Origin of the sequence: Chryseobacterium sp. MP_3.2 (genome assembly GCF_035984805.1) — a bacterium.
Taxonomy (GTDB): Bacteria; Bacteroidota; Bacteroidia; order Flavobacteriales; family Weeksellaceae; genus Kaistella.
Map to the genome: position 1 here is coordinate 666946 of NZ_JAXCHW010000001.1, position 23979 is coordinate 690924.

The 23979-nt window shown below is 35.6% G+C and carries 26 protein-coding genes; 13 read left to right on the top strand and 13 right to left on the bottom strand.

From position 1 onward, the window contains the following. Positions 1-41: 41 nt before the first annotated feature. The 5 genes from RCH13_RS03265 to RCH13_RS03285 all read right to left on the bottom strand — a co-directional run bounded on the left by RCH13_RS03265 (position 42) and on the right by RCH13_RS03285 (position 4627). Positions 42-920, bottom strand: a complete 879-nt coding sequence (locus RCH13_RS03265) for an AraC family transcriptional regulator (protein ID WP_326985778.1) — start codon at positions 918-920, stop codon at positions 42-44. An 80-nt stretch (positions 921-1000) separates the two neighbouring features. Next, positions 1001-2128: an alanine racemase gene (locus RCH13_RS03270; protein WP_326985779.1), complete on the bottom strand. Its 1128-nt coding sequence runs from the start codon at positions 2126-2128 to the stop codon at positions 1001-1003. A 1-nt stretch (position 2129) separates the two neighbouring features. Further along, positions 2130-2576 carry a GNAT family N-acetyltransferase gene (locus RCH13_RS03275; protein WP_326985780.1) on the bottom strand — a complete coding sequence of 149 codons (447 nt, stop codon included), beginning with the start codon at positions 2574-2576 and terminating at the stop codon, positions 2130-2132. A gap of 11 nt (positions 2577-2587) precedes the next feature. Next, positions 2588-3493 (bottom strand): universal stress protein, encoded by a 906-nt coding sequence (locus RCH13_RS03280; RefSeq protein WP_326985781.1) that lies wholly within the window; start codon positions 3491-3493, stop codon positions 2588-2590. A gap of 129 nt (positions 3494-3622) precedes the next feature. Continuing rightward, complete coding sequence (locus tag RCH13_RS03285) at positions 3623-4627, bottom strand: SDR family oxidoreductase (RefSeq protein WP_326985782.1); 1005 nt, start codon at positions 4625-4627, stop codon at positions 3623-3625. A gap of 156 nt (positions 4628-4783) precedes the next feature. Between RCH13_RS03285 and RCH13_RS03290 the strand changes: the two genes are divergently transcribed. Beyond that, entirely contained in the window at positions 4784-5332 is a 549-nt protein-coding gene (locus RCH13_RS03290; RefSeq protein WP_326985783.1) for a DUF4256 domain-containing protein, read from the top strand. Positions 5333-5433: 101 nt separating this feature from the next. Here the strand turns inward: RCH13_RS03290 and RCH13_RS03295 are convergent, their stop codons facing one another. Both RCH13_RS03295 and RCH13_RS03300 read right to left on the bottom strand, forming a co-directional pair. Continuing rightward, positions 5434-5766 carry a 2Fe-2S iron-sulfur cluster-binding protein gene (locus tag RCH13_RS03295; RefSeq protein ID WP_326985784.1) on the bottom strand — a complete coding sequence of 111 codons (333 nt, stop codon included), beginning with the start codon at positions 5764-5766 and terminating at the stop codon, positions 5434-5436. A 39-nt stretch (positions 5767-5805) separates the two neighbouring features. Further along, on the bottom strand, positions 5806-6858 hold the full coding sequence (locus tag RCH13_RS03300; protein ID WP_326985785.1) for an NAD(P)/FAD-dependent oxidoreductase: 1053 nt from the start codon (positions 6856-6858) through the stop codon (positions 5806-5808). Between the two features lie 142 nt (positions 6859-7000). Between RCH13_RS03300 and RCH13_RS03305 the strand changes: the two genes are divergently transcribed. Beyond that, positions 7001-7762, top strand: a complete 762-nt coding sequence (locus RCH13_RS03305) for a DUF3108 domain-containing protein (RefSeq protein WP_326985786.1) — start codon at positions 7001-7003, stop codon at positions 7760-7762. 109 nt (positions 7763-7871) lie between these two features. Further along, positions 7872-10298 carry a DUF5916 domain-containing protein gene (locus tag RCH13_RS03310; protein WP_326985787.1) on the top strand — a complete coding sequence of 809 codons (2427 nt, stop codon included), beginning with the start codon at positions 7872-7874 and terminating at the stop codon, positions 10296-10298. Between the two features lie 65 nt (positions 10299-10363). Here the strand turns inward: RCH13_RS03310 and pheS are convergent, their stop codons facing one another. The 3 genes from pheS to RCH13_RS03325 all read right to left on the bottom strand — a co-directional run bounded on the left by pheS (position 10364) and on the right by RCH13_RS03325 (position 12964). Beyond that, positions 10364-11374: a phenylalanine--tRNA ligase subunit alpha gene (pheS, locus tag RCH13_RS03315; RefSeq protein WP_326985967.1), complete on the bottom strand. Its 1011-nt coding sequence runs from the start codon at positions 11372-11374 to the stop codon at positions 10364-10366. A gap of 125 nt (positions 11375-11499) precedes the next feature. Further along, positions 11500-12078 carry an RdgB/HAM1 family non-canonical purine NTP pyrophosphatase gene (rdgB, locus tag RCH13_RS03320; protein WP_326985788.1) on the bottom strand — a complete coding sequence of 193 codons (579 nt, stop codon included), beginning with the start codon at positions 12076-12078 and terminating at the stop codon, positions 11500-11502. 34 nt (positions 12079-12112) lie between these two features. After that, on the bottom strand, positions 12113-12964 hold the full coding sequence (locus tag RCH13_RS03325) for a CPBP family intramembrane glutamic endopeptidase (RefSeq protein WP_326985789.1): 852 nt from the start codon (positions 12962-12964) through the stop codon (positions 12113-12115). A 126-nt stretch (positions 12965-13090) separates the two neighbouring features. On the opposite strand from RCH13_RS03325, the gene RCH13_RS03330 reads away from it, so the two are divergent. After that, entirely contained in the window at positions 13091-14692 is a 1602-nt protein-coding gene (locus RCH13_RS03330) for a peptide chain release factor 3 (protein ID WP_326985790.1), read from the top strand. A 142-nt stretch (positions 14693-14834) separates the two neighbouring features. Continuing rightward, on the top strand, positions 14835-15977 hold the full coding sequence (locus RCH13_RS03335; protein WP_326985791.1) for a DUF4349 domain-containing protein: 1143 nt from the start codon (positions 14835-14837) through the stop codon (positions 15975-15977). Positions 15978-15990: 13 nt separating this feature from the next. Here RCH13_RS03335 and RCH13_RS03340 read toward each other — a convergent pair whose 3' ends face one another. From RCH13_RS03340 to RCH13_RS03350, 3 genes are all read right to left on the bottom strand, one after another. Beyond that, a complete protein-coding gene (locus RCH13_RS03340) occupies positions 15991-16149 on the bottom strand; it encodes a hypothetical protein (protein ID WP_326985792.1) in 159 nt (52 codons plus the stop codon). Between the two features lie 158 nt (positions 16150-16307). Further along, complete coding sequence (locus RCH13_RS03345; RefSeq protein ID WP_326985793.1) at positions 16308-16670, bottom strand: hypothetical protein; 363 nt, start codon at positions 16668-16670, stop codon at positions 16308-16310. A gap of 15 nt (positions 16671-16685) precedes the next feature. Then, on the bottom strand, positions 16686-17834 hold the full coding sequence (locus tag RCH13_RS03350; RefSeq protein WP_326985794.1) for an acyl-CoA dehydrogenase family protein: 1149 nt from the start codon (positions 17832-17834) through the stop codon (positions 16686-16688). A 247-nt stretch (positions 17835-18081) separates the two neighbouring features. On the opposite strand from RCH13_RS03350, the gene RCH13_RS03355 reads away from it, so the two are divergent. From RCH13_RS03355 to RCH13_RS03390, 8 genes are all read left to right on the top strand, one after another. Then, positions 18082-19860: an AMP-dependent synthetase/ligase gene (locus RCH13_RS03355; protein WP_326985795.1), complete on the top strand. Its 1779-nt coding sequence runs from the start codon at positions 18082-18084 to the stop codon at positions 19858-19860. A 178-nt stretch (positions 19861-20038) separates the two neighbouring features. Further along, entirely contained in the window at positions 20039-20575 is a 537-nt protein-coding gene (locus tag RCH13_RS03360; RefSeq protein ID WP_326985796.1) for a DUF2975 domain-containing protein, read from the top strand. 3 nt (positions 20576-20578) lie between these two features. Beyond that, entirely contained in the window at positions 20579-20806 is a 228-nt protein-coding gene (locus tag RCH13_RS03365; protein ID WP_326985797.1) for a helix-turn-helix domain-containing protein, read from the top strand. A gap of 8 nt (positions 20807-20814) precedes the next feature. Then, a complete protein-coding gene (locus RCH13_RS03370; protein ID WP_326985798.1) occupies positions 20815-21573 on the top strand; it encodes a hypothetical protein in 759 nt (252 codons plus the stop codon). A 121-nt stretch (positions 21574-21694) separates the two neighbouring features. Then, the gene (locus tag RCH13_RS03375) at positions 21695-22990 is read left to right on the top strand and encodes a DUF2130 domain-containing protein (protein ID WP_326985799.1); all 1296 of its coding nucleotides are present in this window, start codon (positions 21695-21697) and stop codon (positions 22988-22990) included. 29 nt (positions 22991-23019) lie between these two features. Further along, positions 23020-23208: a hypothetical protein gene (locus tag RCH13_RS03380; RefSeq protein ID WP_326985800.1), complete on the top strand. Its 189-nt coding sequence runs from the start codon at positions 23020-23022 to the stop codon at positions 23206-23208. Positions 23209-23235: 27 nt separating this feature from the next. Beyond that, positions 23236-23364: a hypothetical protein gene (locus RCH13_RS03385; protein WP_326985801.1), complete on the top strand. Its 129-nt coding sequence runs from the start codon at positions 23236-23238 to the stop codon at positions 23362-23364. A 160-nt stretch (positions 23365-23524) separates the two neighbouring features. Then, positions 23525-23977, top strand: coding sequence for a hypothetical protein (locus RCH13_RS03390; RefSeq protein ID WP_326985802.1), 453 nt, complete (start codon positions 23525-23527; stop codon positions 23975-23977). Positions 23978-23979: the final 2 nt, after the last annotated feature.

Sequence of the window (23979 nt, forward strand, 5' to 3'; positions counted from 1 at the left end):
GAGCAAAACACAACTTCTGTGTTTTGCTTTTTTTTGATAATTTAATCTCCCCGTAACTTCCTTCGAAACTGATTAGGGCTTATCTCACTAATCCTTTTAAAATATTTGCCGAAATGCGATTTGTCTGAAAACCCTAGTTCATATGCAATTTCGGTCACCGATAAATTGGTGTTGAGCAAGAGTCTTTCTGCTTCTAAAATTACGCGATTTTGAATAAAATTTTCCGCAGAAATATCCATTTTTTCCTTTACCAAAGCATTGAGATAATTTGCAGTAATGGTTAATTGAGCAGCGTATTCTGAGGTGCGTTTTAAATCTTTGAAATTTAATTCTACGAGATTTTTAAAGTCATTGAGATAAGAAAATTTGCGGTCCGTTTTTAAGTTGCTGAACCTTCCAGCCTCAGTATTTCTGGTATATTTTAGCATGAGAACTTTGAGCAAAAGACAAATAATTTCTTGTCTTAAAGCTTTCTCTCGAGTAAACTCTTTTTTGATATCAGATAGAATGGGTTTAAAACTTAGAAAATCACTTTTGGAAATATCGATAAAAGATGGAAGATTTAAAAAGGCAGTGTCATCCTTAATTTTTTTGTTTCCCGTATAAATCACATTGTAAAAAGATCTGGTAAAAATTAAAGCAACGCCCTTAAATTGGTCTACCTCCGAAAAGCAAAAAACCTGATTGTAATTCACAAAATATACACGGTTTTTTTCTAAGGTAAAGATCTCATTATCGATCATCACATTGCCAAAACCTTCTTCTACAAGGAGTAAAGTATAGAACTTTGTCTTAAAAGAATTTTGAAAAGAAAATAAATAGGTGAGCTGATTTTGATCTACCATTACAAACTCACCTCCGAAAGAAAAAGGCTGTTTTAGAGCATCGATGGTGAGAGAATTAATGGAATTAATCGACATAAAAAAAGTCTGTTTTACAATTTAGACAAAAGTAATACAAACCATTTTAATATTTTTCACCAAGATTGGCAAATAACTTCTTAATTAAGATTTAAAAGGACATTATCATTTTTCCCGTTTCTCAATTGCACAATTTCCTCTTCTACTTTTTTATCAACATAATCAGAATTCATCGCGCGTAAAACTGCCATATAATTCATACTGAAATCCAACGTATCACCCACTTCTAGCAAGTTTGAGTTTTCTCCTAAATCTAAAATAAGCATATCTGAACTGGCACCCACAATTTCCACACCTGGGAAAAGAGGAAGAATATCTTTGTGGTCAATATCCAATAACCCAACATCCACAATGGCGCGAACGGAAGATTTCCCTTTCTCTTCCTCAGAATAAACTGGGGTATCACCTGTTAAGTTAGTCCCTGCAATTCCTGATGGAATCATTGGTTTTTCTTGCATTTCAATGATCTCTGCAGTGAGCGTAAAAACATCATGATACATTCCTGTTACCAGCGAATCTTCATAAACATTGGTGCCAAAAAAAAGCGTTTCACCTACGCGAAAATGATTGATTCCGAGGGGAACTTCATTTTTAAAAATAAGAGGAATTGTTACGGAAGAACCACCAGAAATGTAGGGGATTGTCTTCCCAGAATTTTCTTCCACAATTTCTTTGAAACGATTGAGTTTCACCAATTTTTTTTCATCAGGTAAAATACCGTTTAAGCAATTGAGATTCGTTCCTAAACCCACCACATCGATGTTGGGCAAAACACTTACCTCATCGAAAAAAGTCATGAGATTTCTCGCCATAATTCCTTCCCGAAGTTCACCCATTTCCACCATCAGTACAACTCGATGAACTCTATTTTGCTTCACTGCTTCTGCGGAAAGCAGTTGTAAAGTTGCGATTTCTGTATTAAAACTTACGTCGGCAAATTTCACAATGCTCCTTGCCAAACGTTTTGCGGGTGGTTTAATATAGATGGTTTGTGTTTCTGGCGATATCTTTTTGATGGTTTTTAAATTGCTTAACCGCGAGTCACAAATTTCTTTATCTGAAAGATTAAGTAAAACCTTTAAGAATTTTTCATTTCCGCAGAGCATTTTTGCAACAATGGCCCATTCTATGTTTTTTTGCGTAAAAACATTATTAAGCACATTAAAGTTGTGGCGCAGTTTTGAAGTATGTAAAGTAATGTAAGACATTTTATTTTTTTAATCTCATCTCGAGATATTTGCTGGTAAAGCCTAATTTTTCATAGAGAAAACGCGCAGGATTATCTGGTTCGCAGTGCAATGCCATGTCTCCATTTGCGGTTTCTATAGCAGTTTGCATCAGCATTTTTCCAACGCCTTTTCCACGCATATTTTTATCGGTTGCAATGTAGACCAAAATATTTTCGGGAATAAATCCTGCCATTCCGGTTTTGTTCACTATTACTGCACCAACCATTTTCTCAGTTTCAGAATCAATGGCTGCATGTACGTTTCCACCTGGTTTATTTTGTAATCCGAAGGCATAATCCATACACTTTTGAATATCGCTTTTTGGATCGCCGTATTGTTCTAGGCTTATAAAAAGAAAATTAATGATGTTCTCTTGAATTTCAATTGGAGCTATATTTTGATCGGAGTACGTAGTAATTTGAATCATAGTTTTTTTTATTATCCCGGAATCGGTAAAGTGAGATCGTAGTTTTCCATGGGTGTTGAATCGTCTTTTATTCTTTTTAATTTTGATTTAACAAAAAGAAGTGGGATATCCGTAGAGTTAATTATTTTTTTGAAAAAATTCTCTGCCATGAAGGATTTCCATGAATCTTCATCGCGGTCTGCAATTAAAATAATATCGCAATTTTTCTCAACAGCTTCTTGCGCAATTAATGCTGCACTGTATTCTGTAATTTTAAAATCTGCACTGTATTCTGCCGATTCATTGTAAAGCGCTTTTTTAATTTCTCCGTACGCGTTCTTCATTTTAACTATCGGCTCTGGTTTCCCCACACCCAAAAGGTAAATTTCGCCTTCATTTTTGCGTGCTATTAAAAGAGAAAGCTCAGATTTTTGCTGCAATTCATGCGTTACCCGAATCGGTAGGAGTATATTTTTAAAAGTAGTTTTCTTGAATTTTTGCGGAATGAGCAAAACAGAACAATTGGCATGTAATAGAACGTTATAAGAGTTCGACCCGAGGAAAAACTCTTTGTAAGTTTGCTGTCCAGAACTACCCAAAATCACCAAATCAATATTCTCTTTAAGGATAAATTCATTTACTGTATCAACCAAATTTTGCGTAGAAATATGTGTTTCTATTGATAAATTATATTTTTCTGCAATAGCAATGCGTGTTTGTTCGAGTTTTATCTGAGTGCTCTCAAGCGTATCTTCTACCACCTTTGATCCTACCACTTGTTTTCCGCCCTTGTCTATAATGTAGAAAGTGTGAACCATATGAACCAAAATTAATTTTGCCTCATGTCTTTTCGCCATTTTAACGGCAACTTTCAGCGCATTATTTGATTTTGGGGAAAAATCCGTCGGAACCAATATCGTATTTATTTCTGTCTGCATTTTCATTTTTAATTTTCATTCAACAATTAGCGTAAGGCAAAACTACAATGTAAAACTTTAAAAGCATGTTAGATAAACATACTAGAGTGGTATCAATTACTTCTAAATTAAATATATTACAACCTAATTTTAGTTATTGTTGCTTCTTTTTCTAGAAGAGGTGAATAGGAAACCTAATGCAACACCTATGGCCATCATCATTACTGTTTGCGTTTTTTTGGAGGGAATATCAATTGCCATTTCGCCATAGATTCTTCGTGGACTCTCGGACGGTATTCGAATGTTCCCATCTGTATTGGTATCTGCGTGCGGCTTCATTGCTAATCTCATGGCTGCTGAAGCTGTATTGATAATGGCTTTAGGAAATAAACCGTACAATACTTTCATCACAGATGCATAACCGTCCGTAACAATACTTTTTTTCGGATTTTTTGCAGCTTCCACCATTTGCGTGGCTAATTCACGCGGATCTGAAGAGAAAGGCGGTATTTTAAAATCTAAACCTGAATATTTTGCAGAATGCATATTTCCTGTAGACCGCTGAATGCTTGGGTAGAGCCCAACAATATGAATATTTGGTTCATCCGAAAGTTCACCTTGTAAACCTTCAACCATTCCTCTGATTCCAAATTTCGTGGCGGAATATGCTGTTGAGTACGGAGCAGGCATCCAACCACCGATCGACACATTATTAATTAATACGCCTTCTTTTTGTCTTTTAAAAATTGGAAGCACAGAATAAGCGCCGTGCATATATCCTAAAAGATTTGTTTTAACCAATTGATCAATACTTTCAACAGGAATATCTTCAAATTTGCCACTTGCCATTACACCCGCATTATTAACCCAAAAATCAATTCGTCCATTAAATTGCAAAGCTTGATTCGCCAAGTTTTGAACTTCTTCCGCATTGGAGACATCCGTTTTTATTCCCAACGCAATCACGCCAAGATTGTGACAAAGAGCCACCGTTTCATCTAAACCTTCTTGACCTCTTGCTGCGACAATCACATTACAACCTTCTAAAGCGAAAGCTTCCGCCGCTGCTCTTCCTACTCCACTCGTTCCGCCTGTAATGACAACGGTTTTTCCTGTTAATGTTCGTAAATCTGTATTTTCTGCTATTGGATTCATAATAATTTATTTAATGTTATAACAGAAGTATCAATAATTATGCAATTCATTAGATCTAAAGTGATGGTTAGAAATCGAGAGGTGCAAAAATGAAAAGTTGTAATTTTGAACGTGTAGCGTAAATCTTTAAAATTTCTTTCTTAAAATCTATCACACATGAATGATAATAGCACATTTAAAAGTTTACTAGAAACTTTGGAAAGTCGTTTTGAAGAAAACCGTAATCGACATCCAACTCTAGACTGGAAGGATTTAGAGAAAAGGTTACTGGACCAACCTGTAAAATTACAAACATTGCAAGGTATGGAGGAAAGTGGTGGCGAACCGGCTCTTGTAAATTTAGAGGTAGAGTCTGGAGAATACGTCTTTTTTGACTGCGCAAAAGAAAGTCCAAAAGAGCGCCGAAGTTTTTGTTATGATCACAAAGCTTTGGAAAAACGAAAAGAGAATAAACCGAAAAATAGTGCAGAAAATTTTGCAAAACAAATTGGTGCAGAACTTCTTGATGAAGAAGAATATCGGCATTTGCAAACCCTCGGAAACTTTGATAACAAAACTTCGAGCTGGCTTAAAACACCAGAAAAAATTAGGAATTTAGGCGGTGCTATTTTTGGCGATTTCAGGTTTGAAACAGTTTTTGTTTATCATAACGGCGCTGAGTCTTATTATGCCTCAAGAGGTTTTCGTTGTGTTTTAAGGGTGTAATTTAAAACAAAAAAAATCCTGAAAATTAGTTTCAAGATTTGTATTTATTTTAGAAAAACTGAACTCATTAAGAATACAATATTTCATGATAATCAAAAATTCTAAGGATACGGCGCAACAATCACTTCCAATCCATCAATTTCTGAGGTAATATGAATTTGGCAACCTAAACGAGAATTATTTTCTACGTGAAAAGCTTCGGAAAGCATTGCATCTTCTTCCTCTCCCATTTCTTGCAATTTTTCTGCACCGCCTACCACGTAAACTTGACAAGAGGCACACATTGCCATACCTCCGCAAACACCAATCGTTCCTTCTTCGGCCAATTCGTATGAGCGAATCACTTCCATTAAATTCATGGACATGTCTGTTGGCGCTACAACTTCGTGCGTTTCTCCGTTTCGATCTGTAATTTTTAAATTGATGTCTTGCATTGATTAGAACTCTATTTAGGTTGTTGTTTCTGCTTAAAATTAATCTATTTTTTTCACAACAGCCTTTTCAGCCTCTTTTCTTGTTCCATCAAAACCATCTACTCCACTAACAGTCGTATATTTTAAAACAAATTTTTTGCCTGGATTCAGCATGTTATAGACACTTTGACACATCAATGTTGCTTCATGGAAACCACACAAAATTAATTTTAGTTTGCCGGGATAGGTGTTGATATCTCCAATTGCGTACACGCCAGGAATGTTGGTTTGATAATCCAAGGCATTATTCACCACAATTGCATTTTTTTCAATCTGAAGTCCCCAATTGGCCAGATCACCTAGCTTAGGCGTTAGTCCAAAAAGTGGAATAAAATAATCAGTTTCTAAATCGAAGGTTTCACCCTCTTTTTCGATGGTAATCGCAGAAACTTTTCCTTCACCTTTAATGCCAACCACTTCCGCAGGTGTCATCATTTTAATTTTACCTTGATCTTTTAGCGCTTGCACCTTTTCTACGGAATCTAAAGCGCCTCTAAATTCATTTCTTCTGTGAATAAGGGTAACTTCACTTGCAATATTGGCCAAAAATATACTCCAATCCAAAGCAGAATCACCACCGCCGGCAATCACCACTTTTTTATTTCTAAAATGTTCTGGCTCCTTGATGAAATATTCTACGCCTTTTTCTTCGTAAGCTGCAATATTTTCCAAGGCTGGTTTACGCGGTTCAAAGGTTCCTAATCCACCTGCAATGGCTACTGCTTTTGCGCGGTGAACTGTTCCTTTATTGGTGATTACTTCAAAAGTTCCATCTTCTAATTTCGTCAATGTCTGCGCGGTTTCTGCTAAGGTAAATCCTGGCTGAAACTGTTTAATTTGCTCCATTAAATTATCTACTAATTCCCCCGCATTAATCGAAGGAAATCCTGGAATATCAAAAATTGGTTTTTTCGGATACAATTCTGTTAATTGTCCACCAGATTGTGGCAATGCATCAATTAAATGACATTTCAACTTCAATAAGCCTGCTTCAAAAACTGCAAAAAGTCCTGTCGGCCCCGCTCCTATAATCAATATATCGCTTGTAATCATCGGTAATATTTCAAAAAATTAGTTGCGCAAATTTAAGAAAAATAAAAGAACAGCGATTGGCATAATGATGACAAATATCACAAGAAAACGCGCCAAATGAAAGGACTTACATTTGTGGCAAATTATTTGCAAAAGCAAGGTCATGAAAAAGATTTTAAGCGCACTCATCATTTTGATTTTTTCCTTTGGGAATGCTCAGAAATTAGATAATATCAAATCCGGCGAAGTTTTAAATTATAGAATTCACTACGGTCTCTTAAATGCGGGAACCGCAACATTGACCACCTTGATGACGACATACAAAGGCAAACCTCACTTTTATGTAAAAGGGTACGGTAAAACTACGGGTGCTGTTCGTGCTTTCTTTAAAGTAGAGGATCATTATGAAAGTTTCATCAATTACAATACGGGATTACCCAGTTATTACGTTAGAAATGTTCAAGAAGGTGGTTATACACAACATTTTCAAACCGTATTTAATCATGATAATAGCAGTTTAATTTTAACGGATAAAGAAAAAAATACGTCCCAAATCATCAAAACCACGCGAGATGTTCAGGATATGCTCTCCGCTTTCTATTATTTAAGAAGTTTAGATGCATCTTCTTTACGTGTTGGATCCGTAAAAAAATTGAATGTCTGGATTGACGATGAATTGTTTCCTTTCCAAATCAAAGTGGTTGGTACGGAGAATGTAAAGACAAAATTTGGAACTATTAATTGCTTAAAAATTGTTCCGCAAGTCATGAGTGGCCGTGTATTTAAGGATAGAGAAGGGGTGACACTTTGGGTAAGCAATGATAAAAATTACGTTCCAATTGCCATAAAAGCAGAATTGGCAGTTGGTTCTTTAAAAGCGAGTTTAGAATCTTATAAAAATGTAAAATATCCTTTGAAATTTTAATGTAAAAATTGCTATGAGGAATAATAAAATCGGCTTCGGTCGATTTTTTTTTGGTTGGTTTGTAACATAACATCGTTTTCTGTTGTCTTATTCAAAACACTGAAACTCTATGAAACATTCAATTCTAATCGCCTCTCTTATTTTTGCCCCCGCTCTGTATTTTTCTCAAAAGAGTGATTCCGAAACCATCGAAAGAAAAGAAATTACCACTTTAAAAACACAACATCCTCCCAAAATTGATGGAGTTTTAGAATCTGATATTTGGAATCCAGCAGCGAGAGCAGACAATTTTGTAGAATTTATACCAGATAACGGAAAACCAGAATCACCCAACCAAAAAACCGTTGTAAGAATTTTGTATGATGACACGGCAGTGTATTTTTTCGCGGAACTTTTTGACAATGAGCCAGATAAAATAGCTAAACAATTAACGGAACGTGATGATTTAGGCAATGATGATTTTTTCGGAGTTTTTATTAATGGATATAATGATAAGCAGCAAAGTTTTGAGTTTATCGTAAGTGCAGCAGGAGTGCAATTGGACGCAAAAGCAACCAGTGACACTGGGGAAGACACGAGTTGGAACGGAGTCTGGTATTCTGCCGTGGAAATTACTGATACAGGCTGGAATGTGGAAATGAAAATCCCTTACTCCGAATTGCGGTTCCCAAAAAGTGCGGTTCAGCAATGGGGCGTTAATTTCTTTCGGAACATCCAAAGGCAACAAAAAAAACTAAGTTGGAACCGCATGAACAATGAAAAAGGAAGCATACAACTATATGATGGAGTTTTAAACGGGATTGAAAATATAAAAACACCGCTTAGACTTTCTTTCATGCCCTATATTTCGACCTATGTTAATTATTTCGACGGAAAAACAACGACCAATGTCAATGGTGGAATGGATTTAAAGTACGGAATTAATGATGCGTTCACGTTGGATGTGACTTTAATTCCCGATTTCGGTCAAGCAAGTTTTGATAATTCTGTTTTGAATTTATCACCCTTTGAACAGCAATTTTCTGAACAACGCTCATTTTTCACGGAGGGCACGGAACTCTTTAGCAAAGGTGATTTATTTTATTCCCGCAGAGTTGGAGGCGATCCTTCCCGCTATCCAATCACAACTGAAGAAGAAATAGTAACGGAATATCCATCCAAAGTAAAATTATTCAATGCCTTTAAAATTTCTGGCAGAACCAAAAAGGGATTGGGAATTGGATTTTTTAATGGCATCACCGAAAAAATGGAAGCCACCATTCAAAATTCAGCCACGGGAGAAATCCGAAAAGAAGTGGTAGAACCGTGGACCAACTACAATGTGATGGTTTTTGATCAGCGATTTAACGGGAATTCCTCGGTGTCTTTTGTCAATACCAATACCACTCGAATGGGCGATTTTCGAGATGCGAACGCTTCTGCTGTACTTTGGAATATCAATAATAAAGCAAATACCTACACCTATTACGGAAATTTCAAAATGAGTTATGTCAATGACACTGACACAAAAATTGGGACGCGGGGCAACATTGGACTAGGAAAATTTTCAGGCAAAAATCGATTTGAATTCAACGGAACCTATGTCAATAAAAATTGGGACATCAATGATTTAGGATTTTCCACGTCTACCAATTATGCGACTTATTACGGTTGGTATGGATACAGAATTTTGACTCCAACAAAAAAATTCAACAATATATATTTGAATTTCAGTACTAATTATAACCATCGCTTAGAGCCATTTCTTTTTACAAATTTGAGATTTAATCACAACAATCAATTCACTACCAAAAATTTTCAGAGTTTTGGCGGGGGAGTAGAATTTACGCCACTTGGAGAGAAAGATATTTTTGAACCCCGTTCTTTGGGGCGACATTTAAATATTCCGGGATATTTTGATTCTTGGATTTGGTTTGAAAGTGACAGCAGAAAAAAAATTCAGTACAATGTAAACTTTGATTATTATGCTTACAATGAAAAAGGAAGAAACAGAATAATTCCTTCTACCTTTCTACGGTACCGTGCGTCTGATCAACTCAATTTAATCTGGAAATTCAACCCTGTTTTCAGCAACAATGAAGTTGGTTATGCGGGGAAAAATGCAGAGGATATCTTTATGGGGAAAAGACAACGGAACACCTATGAAAACGCTGTAACAGGCCAATATACTTTTAATAACAAAATGGCTTTGTCGGTTGCTTTTCGTCACTATTTTTCAGATGTTACCTACAAACAATTTTACGCGCTAAATACAGATGGAAGTTTGAATCCGAACACTACCTTCACAAGAGATTTAAACACTACTTATAATTCTTGGAATGTTGATTTACGTTATTCATGGTGGTTTGCTCCTGGAAGTCAGTTGACTTTATTGTATAGAAATGCCGCTGGTAACTATTTAGATGTTTCTAGAATTGGCATCAAAGAAAATTTCAGCCGCCTATTTGATGAGCCTCAGGTACACAATATTTCCTTGAAATTAACGTATTACATCGACTATAACCAAGCTAAAAATTGGTTTAAAAAGAAAGGATAATTTTCAAAAAAACTCATAAAAAAAAGACCGTTTCAATATGATTGAAACGGTCTTTTTTATTATTTCTAAAGCGATTTAAATTGCTCCAGCATTCTTTTGTCATTTTCGTAGAACATTCGGATATCACTCATTTGATAGAGCAACATGGTAATTCTTTCGATACCCATTCCGAAGGCATACCCAGAATATTTATCAGCATCAATGTTGACATTGGATAAAACTGCGGGATCAACCATTCCACAACCCATAATTTCTAACCAGCCCGTTCCTTTGGTAATGCGGTAATCCGTTTCAGAATTTAATCCCCAATACACATCTACTTCTGCACTTGGCTCTGTAAACGGAAAGTAAGAAGGTCTTAATCTTATTTTTGATTTGCCGAAAAGTTCTGTGGTGAAAAATTGTATGGTTTGCTTTAAATCTGCAAAACTTACATTCTCGTCAATATACAATCCCTCAATTTGATGAAAAATACAATGAGAACGGGAAGAAATGGCTTCATTACGGAAAACACGACCTGGCGATAAAATTCTCATCGGCGGCTCATTATTTTCCATATATCGGATTTGTACTGAAGAAGTGTGCGTTCTTAGTAAAAGATCTGGATTGGTTTCTAAGAAAAAAGTATCCTGCATATCTCTCGCCGGATGGTATTCTGGAAGATTTAAAGCGGTGAAATTATGCCAATCATCTTCAATCTCTGGTCCATCTGCCACCGCAAAACCAATAGATTTAAAGATTTCTATAATTTTATTCTTCACTAAATTGATGGGATGGCGAGTTCCTAACTCAGAAGGAAAACCCGGACGGGTTAAATCTTCTTTCTCTAAAATAAGATGAGAAGTCGTGGCGTTTTTCAGATCTTCAAGCTTGGTTTCTACGGCTTGTTTCAGTGTATTTATTTTCTGACCGAATTCTTTTTTCTGCTCATTTGGAACATCTTTGAATTTTGCAAAAATATCATTAAGAATACCTTTTTTTCCACTGAATTTTATACGGAACTGCTCGATTTCGTCTTTGTTGGTCGTACTAAAATTACCGACATCAACCAGCAATTCATCAATCTTTTCTAACATCTTTAAATTGTAATAAGTGGCAAAAATACGATTTTTATGCGAAAATTTTGGTGATTTATGTTTCATTTTTAAGGATGAAATTTTATGAAAAATATCGAATTGGCATTTTAAATTATACGTTAAGATTATTTTTCCTCCATAAATTGCAAAAACTTTTCAATGGCTTGTTTTCTGTGGCTGATTTTATTTTTGTCCTCGGCTTTCATTTCTGCAAAGGTGATATCGTAATTATTAGGAATAAAAATCGGATCATAGCCAAAACCTTTCTCTCCGCGTATTTCCTGAATTAAATTACCATGAACGCGACCTTCAAAATAATTCGTTCCGCCTTCATCAACCAAACACATTACCGTCACGAAATACGCTTTTCGATTTTCCTCACCATCCAACTCTTCTAAAACTTTCGCCATATTTTTTGCAAAATCATGGTTTCCAGCATATCTCGCAGAAAAAATTCCGGGTCTTCCGTCTAAAGCCTCAACCACTAAACCAGAATCGTCTCCTAAACTTGCTTTTCCGGTTTGTTCAAAACAATATTTCGCTTTGATTTGGGCATTTTCATGAAAGGTATTGCCGTCCTCTACAATTTCCTCATGCAGATTGTAATCAGTTAAAGAAGTGACGTGGAACTCATCTCCTAAAATTTGCTGAATTTCTTCCTTTTTATGTTGATTGTGCGTTGCAATCAAAATCTCTTTTTTCATAACCGTTGATTGATAATTTTAAGGTGTTTAGAAACTAATTTTCTGCGTAATGAACACGGTATTTTTTCATGAATAAATAGTAAGTGGTTCCAAAAAGAATTATTCCCAGACCGAGAAGCAATACTTCTGAAACCTTAAAAGTATCGGCAAAATTCTCTGTATTCCCATAAAAAATAAGGAGTGCAGAAACCAAGTTGTTAAAAGCGTGCAGCAGAATTGGTAAAAGCAAAGACTTGGTTTTATGATAAACCATTCCTAAAACAAAACCGAGTAAAATAGCTCCAACCAATTGCCAAGGATTTCCATGAACCACGCCAAAAACAACAGACGCAATAAAGATAGAAGTCCAGGGATTAACTCCTTTGTTTATCAAACCCTTTTGAATAATTCCGCGAAAAACAATTTCCTCAAAAATAGGCGCCATGATTACGGCCAGAAAAATCAACGTGGCTTTATCTTTCGTCATTTTTTCCATCATCTCGGAGAAATACTGATAATATTCCCCAAAAAAAGGCCCACTGATGGGAATTAAAGAAGTGATGAATTCGGCAATCAGCATCATTCCAAACATCATCGGGAATATTAAAAGATAGGTCATCAAATTTGTGGGCGAGAAATTAAAGTTCAATTTTCGATGAGTTTGCGGACGGACGATGAAATAATCAAAGGCGAAAATGGCCCCTAAAAATCCGGCCGCATTTGCTAGGAGTAAATAAAAATCTTCGTACTGCAAATTGACTTTAAATAAAAAGAGGGCAATTACATTGATGAAAGCTACGATTAGACTTCCACCAATCATCCCTAAAATTAAAGCTCCTGCACCTTGCCAATTAAAAGTATATTTTTTTTTCAGAGAATTTTCCTCCATTCCAAATTTTGTTTTCACAAATATAAATGAAAAATGCCTAAAACGTCATAACCCCTATTTACTAATAATTCGTTCTTACTGGGAATAAATAAACGTTTTCATGTTCCATAAAAAAACACGATTTTTGCAGTCTCAAAATTTATTATGTCAGAACTAATCAAACAGATCGGGAAAAGAAAAACCTTTGGAATTATTGCGCATCCAGATGCTGGAAAAACTACGCTTACAGAAAAGCTTTTGCTTTTTGGAGGAGCCATTCAAGAAGCCGGAGCCGTAAAATCTAATAAAATTAAAAAAGGTGCGACGTCCGATTTCATGGAGATTGAGAGACAGAGAGGAATTTCTGTAGCAACTTCCGTTTTGGCATTTGAGTATAAAAATCACAAAATCAATATCTTAGATACTCCAGGTCACAAAGATTTTGCGGAGGACACTTACAGAACTTTAACAGCGGTTGACTCTGTAATTGTAGTGATAGACGTAGCAAAAGGTGTTGAAGAGCAAACAGAGAAGTTGGTTCAGGTTTGTAGAATGCGAAATATTCCCATGATTGTTTTCATTAATAAATTAGACCGTGAAGGAAAAGATGCTTTCGATTTATTAGATGAAGTAGAACAGAAATTGGGTTTAACTGTGGTTCCGCTTTCCCTGCCAATTGGGATGGGTAGTGAATTTCAGGGAATTTACAATCTTTGGGAAAATAATATTCAATTATTTTTAGAGGAGAAAAAGCAGAAAGTTGGTGATGCGGTAAAATTTGACGACATCAATGATCCAAAAATTGACGAAGCCATTGGAAAAAAAGCGGCAGAAACATTGCGAGAAGAAGTCGAACTTATTCAAGAAGTTTATCCTAAATTTAATCGAGAAGATTATATGAATGGGGACCTGCAGCCCGTATTTTTTGGTTCCGCTTTAAACAACTTTGGAGTGCGGGAATTACTGGATGCCTTTATAGAAATCGCGCCTAATCCACAACCAAAAGAAAGCGATACGCGTTTGGTTAAGCCTGAAGAAGAAAATTTCAGCGGCTTTATATTTAAAATCCACGCCAATATGGACCCAAAACACCGCGACAGATTGGCCTTCGTGAAAATTGTATCTGGAACTTTTAAGAGAAATGAAAATTACCTTTTGGTAAGAGAGAATAAAAAAATGAAATTTTCTTCGCCTAATGTCTTCTTTGCGGATAAAAAAGAGGTAGTTGATGAAAGTTTTCCAGGAGATATTGTCGGACTTCATGACACGGGAAATTTCCGAATTGGTGATACTTTAACAGGTGGTGAAAAAATGAGTTTCAAAGGAATACCAAACTTCTCCCCAGAACATTTTAGATATATTAATAATGATGATCCGTTAAAAGCGAAACAACTCGCAAAAGGAATTGATCAGTTGATGGATGAAGGTGTGGCGCAATTATTTACGCTAGACATGAACAATAGAAAAATAATTGGGACGGTTGGAGCGCTGCAATATGAAGTTATTCAATACCGACTGGAACATGAATACGGCGCAAAATGTACTTATGAACCCCTTTCCATTCATAAAGCTTGTTGGATAGAAGCCGATGAAAAGTCCGAAGAATTTAAAGAATTTGCCCGCTTGAAACAGCGCTTTATGTGTAAAGATAAATATGGGCAACCCGTATTTTTAGCAGATTCATCTTTCACTATTCACATGACACAAGAAAAATTTCCTAACATCAAATTGCATTTCATCAGTGAATTTCAAAAAGGGGAAGATTAAGCCGCTATAAAAATTGTAAAGTTGTTGTAAATTGATTTTCAAAACACACATTTAAAGACTTTTAGCGAAAGCGAAAGTCTTTTTTCATTCTTAAAGGAATGCTATTTGTTTACAGCTCTATGTTCTTAACCAAATTAATATAATGAAAAATTTTTTTCTTATTTTCTTATTTTCGGTCGCCCTTTTATCCTGCGATAAAAATGCGATTCAGCAAACCAGCGATTCCATAAAAAGTGCAGATAGTCTCTTCATGAAAGCCAATGAGGGATTCAAGACTTTGGATTCAATTTCCAAAACCATCAATGATTCGGATGGCATTGCAAAAAGAGTAATTCTGCCAGAAATTCAAAAACAGAAAAAAGTTATTGACAGTACCATTAGAAGTGGTGGGTACAGAATTGATTCGATCAATAAAGAAATCGAAAAAATTACGAAAGGTGTTGTGGTTGGAACGGATGTGGTGAAAACTTTGGATTCTGCGAATGATGCATTAAATAATGGTGAAAGTCCGCTTAAAGTTTTAACCAGAACGGCCAATAAAATCTTAAGACAGACCGCCAGAAAAGATCCGCCAAAACAAACCTCGAAAGAAGATAATTCAGTTTCCGCCAGACAAGAAAATCCAGTGATTGTTTCTCCAGTAGATCAAAAAGATCCCATTGTAAAAAGTGGAAATTTAGAAATTGAAGTAGAAAATATTTCCGATGGCAAAAGTATTTTAAGAAGTCAGCTTCAACGCCATAATGCGGAAATGGTAACCGAAAAATTCAGCCAGACCGAAGGTTTTGAAAGGGAATATATCACGGTAAAAGTCCCGTTAAGAGATTTTGATGCATTGGTAATGGATTTGTCCAGAGATTTGGGTGAGGTTCGACTTAAAAGTACGGAGTCCGAAGGAAGCGATTATTTGTCGAATCAAATGTGTGACCTAGAAATCACATTGGTTCAAAAAGAAAATTCGGCACTCCTTCCTTTAGGTAAAAGTGATGCGGAAAGCAAGCCAGATACTTTTGGAGAAAAATCTTCAGGTGCATTTATGAGCGGCTTCAAAGTTTTAGGAGGCGTGCTGCTTGCAATCTTGCCTTTTTGGCCAATATTTCTCATTGGCGGAATTGTTTGGTATTTTGTAAGAAGAAATAAAAAAAATAGAAAACCTAAGTTTGGAGAAGAACCGATGCTTGAACCTTTAGAAATTAAAGAAGAACAAGAAATTAGTGATGCCGAAATTGTAGAAATCAAGAAAGAAGATCCTACTGATTATTCCAAATATTTACCGAAAGAATAAAAAAAATTGAGCTTTAAAAACCTTCTGGTAGTTGAATATTTCCACCGGTCAGGTAATAGAAAAAAACGCCTGCCGCCACGAGCAAAGCTGAATAAACCATGATTAAAATCTTTTGCTTTTTTAGGGCAGATAAAATCAACAAACCCAAAATCCCCAATAGCAAAAGACTCATTTTAAAAAATGGATCTTTTAAAAATAAAGATGCTGCGATCATTCCCAAACACAGGAAGTGAAAAATGCGCTCTCTTTTCAATATCAATGCTCTCATGGTCCAAAAATAAGAAATCCTTTCAGCATTCTGAAAGGATTTCTTTTATATTACAAATTCGATTACTTCATATTCACCACTTGGTCTACAACATAAACGCTGTTTCCGCGCCAAGGTAAAGCACCTTTGTATTCTTTGTAATGCAGATCAAACTGTTTTCCGCTGTTTTGTTCCAGCTTTTTAAACGTTGCTTCATCCTCCACAGAAAATTCAAACTCGTAGCTGGTTAAACCTCCAGTTTTTCCTCGTCCGAACCCTTCTTGAATTAATTTACCTTCGTAAGTTTTAAAAATATACCCTTTTTTAGTGGCAAAATTTAAGTACCCCGATTTCACGCCTTCGCCGAAAACGAAAAAATATTTATACCATACTATTCCGCTTACAACAAGCAAAACTGCGATCAGAATAATCCAAAATTGTTTCATAAAAAGTAGGCTTGCTTATTTAGAATTCTTAACAATGCTTCGGGAAATTACAATTTTTTGGATTTCAGAAGTTCCTTCATAGATCTGCGTAATTTTCGCATCACGCATCATTCTTTCTACATGGTATTCTTTCACATATCCATATCCACCGTGAATTTGCACGGCTTCAACACTTGTATCCATTGCAACTTGGGAAGCGTATAATTTTGCCATGGCACCGATTTCAGAAAAATCTTTTCCTTCATCTTTATCCACGGCCGCTTTGTAAACGAGCAGTCTCGCCGCCATAATTGAAGTGGCCATATCTGCCAATTTAAAAGCGATCGCTTGGTGATTAATAATTTCAGTTTTGAAAGCTTTTCTTGTTTGAGCATATTTCAATGACAATTCATAAGCTCCCGCAGCAATTCCTAAAGCTTGTGCTGCAATACCAATTCTCCCTCCGTTTAAAACCGCCATGGCGAATTTAAATCCGAAACCATCTTCGCCAATCCTATTTTCTTTGGGCACTTTTACGTCTGTAAATAATAAGGAATGCGTATCACTACCTCTAATTCCTAATTTGTCTTCTTTCGGACCGATTTCAAAACCTGCCCAACCTTTTTCTATGATAAAGGCATTGATACCTTTGTGTTTTTTCTCTGGGTCAGTTTGTGCAATTACAATATAGTAGGTTGCTGTACTGCCATTTGTAATCCAGTTTTTAGTTCCATTTAAAATATAATGGTCGCCTTTGTCTACCGCTGTTGTCTGCTGAGACGTAGCATCTGATCCCGCTTCTGGTTCTGATAAAGCGAATGCACCGATCACTTCTCCACTTGCAAGTGGTTTCAGATATTTCATTTTCTGCTCTTCATTACAAAATTTTTCTAAACCAGCACAAACCAAAGAATTATTCACAGACATCACCACTGCAGCAGAAGCATCAATCTTTGAAATTTCTTCTATCGCAAGAATATAAGAAACACTGTCCATTCCGGCACCACCATATTGTGGATCTACCATCATTCCCATGAAGCCCATCTCCCCCATTTTCTTCACCTGCTCCTGTGGAAATTTCTGGTGATTATCTCTCTCTATCACGCCTGGCAAAAGTTCTGTTTGTGCAAAATCTCTTGCTGCTTGCTGAATCATCAATTGTTCTTCAGATAAATTAAAATTCATAAAGTAGTATATAATGTTTGAGTGTAAAAATACGATTTTTCTAAAAAATAGAAAAGCAATTATGGAAGTCTTTAATAATATCAATAATTGCAAATTATTTTATCTTATTCGCGAAATTTTTATCTAATTTCACTAGATTAAATCGATAAAAATACTTTTTGTTGTTTAAAATAAAAATAATACTTTTACCAAAATGCAATGCAGCTTTCTAAAAGCGATGCAGAATGATTCAATAAAACAAAAAACTATGTCAATCACAAGAATTTTCGATTTCGCCCACCTTGCCTCAGAGAAGTATCCACAGGATGAAATGTTCGTTACGAAATATAAAGGAAAGTGGGAAAAAATTTCTACCCAAGAATTTCGGGAAATGGGAAATAAAATTTCCAGAGGACTTCTGAAACTAGGGATTAAGCCCGATGATAAAATCGCCTTAATTACCTCTGCTACCCGTACAGAATGGGCAGTGATGGATTTAGGTATTTCTCAAATTGGCGCGGTTTCCGTACCGGTTTATCCAAGTATTTCCTCGGAAGATTATGATTATATTTTTAACAATGCCGAAGTAAAATACTGCTTTGTATCTGATCAGGATTTGCTGGACAAAGTGGTTAAGATTAAAACAAAAGTAGCTTCATTACAAGGCGTTTTTACCTTTGATGATATTGAAGGTGCAGCAAACTGGAAAGAAGTATTGGATTTAGGAAAAGATGAGGCTACGCAAAATGAAGTAGATGATTTGTCCAAAAGCATTAACTCTGAAGATTTGGCAACCATCATCTATACTTCTGGAACTACGGGTAAACCGAAAGGCGTAATGCTCACGCATCAAAATATTGTTTCTAATGTTATCGCCTCCAACTCCAGAATTCCACGGGTTAAAGGAATGGATTACAAAGATATTAAGATCTTAAGTTTCCTCCCAATCTGCCATATTTTCGAGCGCATGTTATTTTATCTTTATCAGTATAATGGGTATACGATATATTTTGCAGAAAGCATTGAAAAAATGGGCGAGAACATCAAGGAAGTGCAACCCCACATTATGTCTGTAGTTCCACGATTGATTGAAAAAGTATACGATAAAATTTACGATAAAGGAACAAGCGCAGGCGGTTTGAAATCTAAAATTTTCCTTTGGGCATTAGGTGTAAACAAGGGCAAAAAAGAATTGGGCAAACCCTCTGGTTTGCAAGAAATAATTGCGGATAAATTGGTATTTTCTAAATGGCGGGAAGGATTAGGCGGTAATATTATCACGCTCGTTTCTGGATCTGCAGCTTTAGCTCCCAGGTTGAATAAAATGTTTCAAAATGCCGGTATACCGATTTTAGAAGGATATGGTTTAACGGAAACTTCGCCCGTAATTTCTGTGAACAGCTTTGGGAATATTAAAGTAGGAACCGTTGGACATGTTTTAGAAAATTTAGATGTGAAAATTCAGGAAGATGGGGAAATTACCGTGAAAGGTCCTTCTATTTTTAAATCGTACTTTAAAAATGAAGAGATGACGAAGGAAGCCTTCACTGGTGATGGATACTTCAGAACTGGAGATATAGGTCACATTGACGAAGAAGGTTACCTGCATATAACGGATCGTAAAAAAGAAATGTTCAAAACTTCCGGGGGAAAATATATTGCACCGCAGGTTTTAGAAAATCAAGCAAAAGGCTCCAAATTTATTGAGCAAATCATGGTGGTGGGCGACGGCGAAAAAATGCCATGTGCGTTTGTTCAACCTGATTTCAATTTCGTGAAAAACTGGGCACTAAGAAAAGGTTTAAAAATAGGAACTACGCCTGAAGAAATTTCTCAAAGCGCAGAATTAAAAGAAAGAATTTCCAAAGAAATCGATTATTTTAATACAAAAGTTGGGAACTGGGAACAAATTAAGAAATTTGAATTAACGCCTGAACTTTGGTCTATTGAGCTTGGTCTATTAACGCCAACGTTAAAACTGAAAAGAAAAGCAATTAAGGAAAGATATATTAAACTGTACAATAAAATGTACGGACACGAAGATTAATTGAATAAGAATATCATAAAAGCACGGTTTTTAGCCGTGTTTTTTTTGTTTGATAGATATACAATCTACCGCAAATACATGATAAGTAAAAAATATTTATTGAAATTAAACTTATTTTTATTGTTTATCAATAAATAATTTTTAGCTTTGAGTATTCAAATTCTAAATTCTTAACATCATGCCTAACACAAATAACTTCTTATTTACTACGCTGAAAATTATTGCTTGGATTATCTTTGTTGGATTATGCATAGAAGCAGGCGGATTATTAGTCAATTTTATTTTCAGCATTTACAAACCCGAATTTCTCCCGAATTTGTACCAAAAAGTTGATCTGACCGAACTCTACAGAGAAAGTCGATGGGCATTTTACCAAAGTTACAGCTTCATTGTAGCCATTGCAATTTTAAAAGCAATTCTCTTTTATACCGTGATTCTATTAATGAGTAAAATGGACCTCAATAAACCTTTTACTTCCTTTGTGTCTAAGAAAATTTCTACAATCGCTTATTACACATTCGCCATCGGAATACTGAGTTATTTAGCCCGACAAACCCAGAAAAACCTTTTGAAAAGCAACTTCGATCTCTCGAAATTAAATGAATTTTGGGCAGATAGTCAAGCTTTTATCCTGATGTCTGCAGTTATTTATATCATCGCAGTGATATTTAAAAAAGGTATCGCACTTCAGGAAGAAAATGATTTAACAGTTTAAAATATGGGAATTATTGTAAACTTAGATGTAATGATGGCAAAGCGTAAAATGTCCCTCAATGAACTTTCTGAACGGGTTGATTTAACGCTTTCAAACCTTTCCATTTTAAAAACCGGCAAAGCTAAAGCCATTCGATTCAGTACTTTGGAAGCAATTTGCAGAGCCTTGGATTGTCAACCTGCAGATCTTTTGGAATACGTGAATACAGAAAACCCTACCGAAATTAAATAATTCCACGGATGGATTCAAAACGCTTCACCACGGTACTTATTCACTTATCGCTCGGCTTGCTCTACCTCACCTCTGGATTCAGCAAATTAGCTCCAGAAAATTTAGGTAATATTATTGGTCCCGTTAAACTGAATTTTATTTCGGACTCTAGAGCAAGTTGGTATTTCATGGTTTTTATTGCTGTTTATCAAATAATTGCAGGAGCGTTAACTTTGTCTCAAAGATATTCTCTGGTCGGTCTAATTTTACTGCTTCCTTTATCAGTGGGAATTTTAATTTTCACATTGGTCGTGGAATTTGGCGGCACTCCTTTCATCAACTTGTTCATTTTACTGCTTCTTTTGTACGCACTTTACCAGGAAAAGAATTCACTGACAAAAATCTTGAGGTTCAATTTTGAAGGTTTAAAAGAATCTAACTCATTTCAAAGATTTCCGAATCATTTATTGCCAAAGATTGCCCTCGGGATTATTTCCCTCACATTAAGTTTAGTTTTCTTGCAACATTCAATTTTAAATATTTTGCTCTCATTTGCGCTTTTGCTTTTCACAGCCAATTTATTTCAATTCATAAAATATTTATTGCTAGATAAAATCCTTATATTTTTATTCCTTTTTATTTCTCTTTTTATTGTAAATGGACATCTTAAAAACCAAGTATTTCCAGAGAGTTTTGCCTATATCTTTATTTTCATTCTTATAGGAATTATACTCTATTTTATTCGAGTAGTGTATTATTTTAAATGGGAGAAAAGGCTAAAAAAATAGTCGCCTAAAACATATTTTTGAAAAAAATCGTCAGGAAAACTTATCCCCGATTCTGCTTCAAATAAACTATTTTTACTAAGTTTGAAAGGCAAAGAATTTTAATTTTAATGACCTCCAAAAAATGATGAACGATATTATCTGCCCCAATTGTAACAAAGCTTTTAAAATAGATGAAGCGGGTTTTGCCGAAATTTTAAAGCAAGTTAGGGATCATCAATTCGAAGAAGAATTGAAAAAACGTTTGCATCTTGCTGATTTAGAAAAACTGACCGCGGTAAAACTGGCAGAAGCAAACTTGAAGAATTCTTTGCAGGAACATCTCACAAAAAAAGATCAACAACTATTTGAATTAAAGTCAAAAAGCGAGCGGGAACTTTACGACCATACCGCCCGGAAAGATGCAGAAATAGCTGCCATGAAAGCCAAGATCGAAAATGCCGAAATGAAACAAAAATTAAGCGTTTCTGAAGCCGTCCAAAAAATTGAAAAAGAACGAGATGAATTGAGCAATACTTTGAAGAGCAAAGAAATGGAAGCGCTTCTAAAGGAAAATGCCCTCTCGGAAAAATTTCAGGCAGAACTCAAAACCAAAGAAGACATCATCAAAATGAAAGATGAAGAAATTGCTCTGAGAAAAGACATGAAACTTAAACTTTCTACCAAAATGATTGGAGAAACATTGGAACAACATTGCGAAACGGAATTCAATAAACTGCGTGCAACGGCTTTCCCGACGGCTTACTTTGAGAAAGACAACGATTCCAGATCTGGGAGTAAAGGTGATTACATTTACCGTGAATTGGATGAAAACGGCAATGAAATAATTTCGATTATGTTCGAAATGAAAAACGAAAGCGACGGAACTGCAACAAAAAAACGCAATGAAGATTTTTTGCGGGAACTGGATAAAGATCGCATCGAGAAAAAATGTGAGTATGCCGTTTTAGTTTCTCTTCTGGAAGCCGAAAGTGAACTCTACAATGGCGGAATTGTAGACGTTTCTCACAAACATCCGAAGACTTATGTGGTGCGGCCACAGTTTTTTATTCCCATTATCACTTTGCTTCGTAATGCTGCTTTAAACTCCTTGAAATATAAAGCAGAACTGGCTTTAGTGCGCAATCAAAACATTGACATCACTAATTTCGAGGATAACATTAATTCCTTTAAAGAAGGTTTTGCGCGTAATTACGATTTGGCGAGTCGGAAATTTAAAACGGCCATTGATGAGATCGACAAGACCATCGATCATTTGCAAAAAACAAAAGATGCGCTACTCTCTTCCGAAAATAATCTGCGCTTGGCGAACAATAAGGCGGATGACTTGTCCATCAAAAAACTCACGCGCGGAAATCCTACCATGACGGCAAAATTCGGGGAGCTCGGTCAAGATTCTACCTTATTTGAAAGTGAATAGCTTGAATATTTCTTTATAAATCCTATTGAATGAATCGTCCACCTTATCAAAACTTTCCTATTTTAGTTGCAGATAATTTTCTCTTAAGAGATATCCGCGAAGAAGATTTAGAAGATATTTTAGAAATTTCGCTTTACGATGCGAAACTTCCAACATCCGTAGAAGATGCAAGAGAAATACAGGAAAGAATCTCTGAAGATTATGCACGCGGAAATTAAATTCATTGGGGAACTGCAGATTTGCAGATGGCAACAATCGGTTTTTATCGAGGATTTAGAAACGAAATTGGGGAAGTGGGTTTTGTAATGCGTGAAAAATTGCAAGGAAAAGGATTGATGTTAAAATCACTAGATTTGGTAAAAGTTTTTGGATAAAAGGAAATGCTTCTGAAAAAACTGATTGCCATAACCTCAAGCGAAAATAAGAGCGCGATCAAACCTATAAAACGCGCACACTTTTCAGAGAAGGAAAATCGCTCAGAAGAAACTCTAGATTTTGAATATTTGATTGATGACAATCCCTAAAAAAAACCAGATGAAAACAAATTTTATCATCATTGCCTTATTGACTTTCAGTGGTATTTCTGCCCAGCAAAAAAACGTAAAAAGCGTAGAAAAAGTCACAACGCGTTTTGAAAAATCGCAGCCGCAAGATCAATCTGTTCCACCGCCACCAATCAGTTTATTTCCCGCACAATTTCCTGGTGGAAATAAGTTGTTCATTAAAAAAGTGGCAGAAAATATGGATCAAAATTACATTTTAACGTTAAAACAAAATGCAAAAACGCAGCTCATCTTAAAAATCGATCAAGCGGGAAATGTCATCAATATTTCTACTTTCGGCCCATCTGAAACCTTTAATGAAGAGGTTCATAAAGCAGCCACTAAAACAACATCTGCCATTGTTTGGCAACCTTCGAAAAATAAAGCAGGCATCAACACAATTGATATTGTAAAATTGCCGTTTACCTTTAAAATAAAAGAATAAAA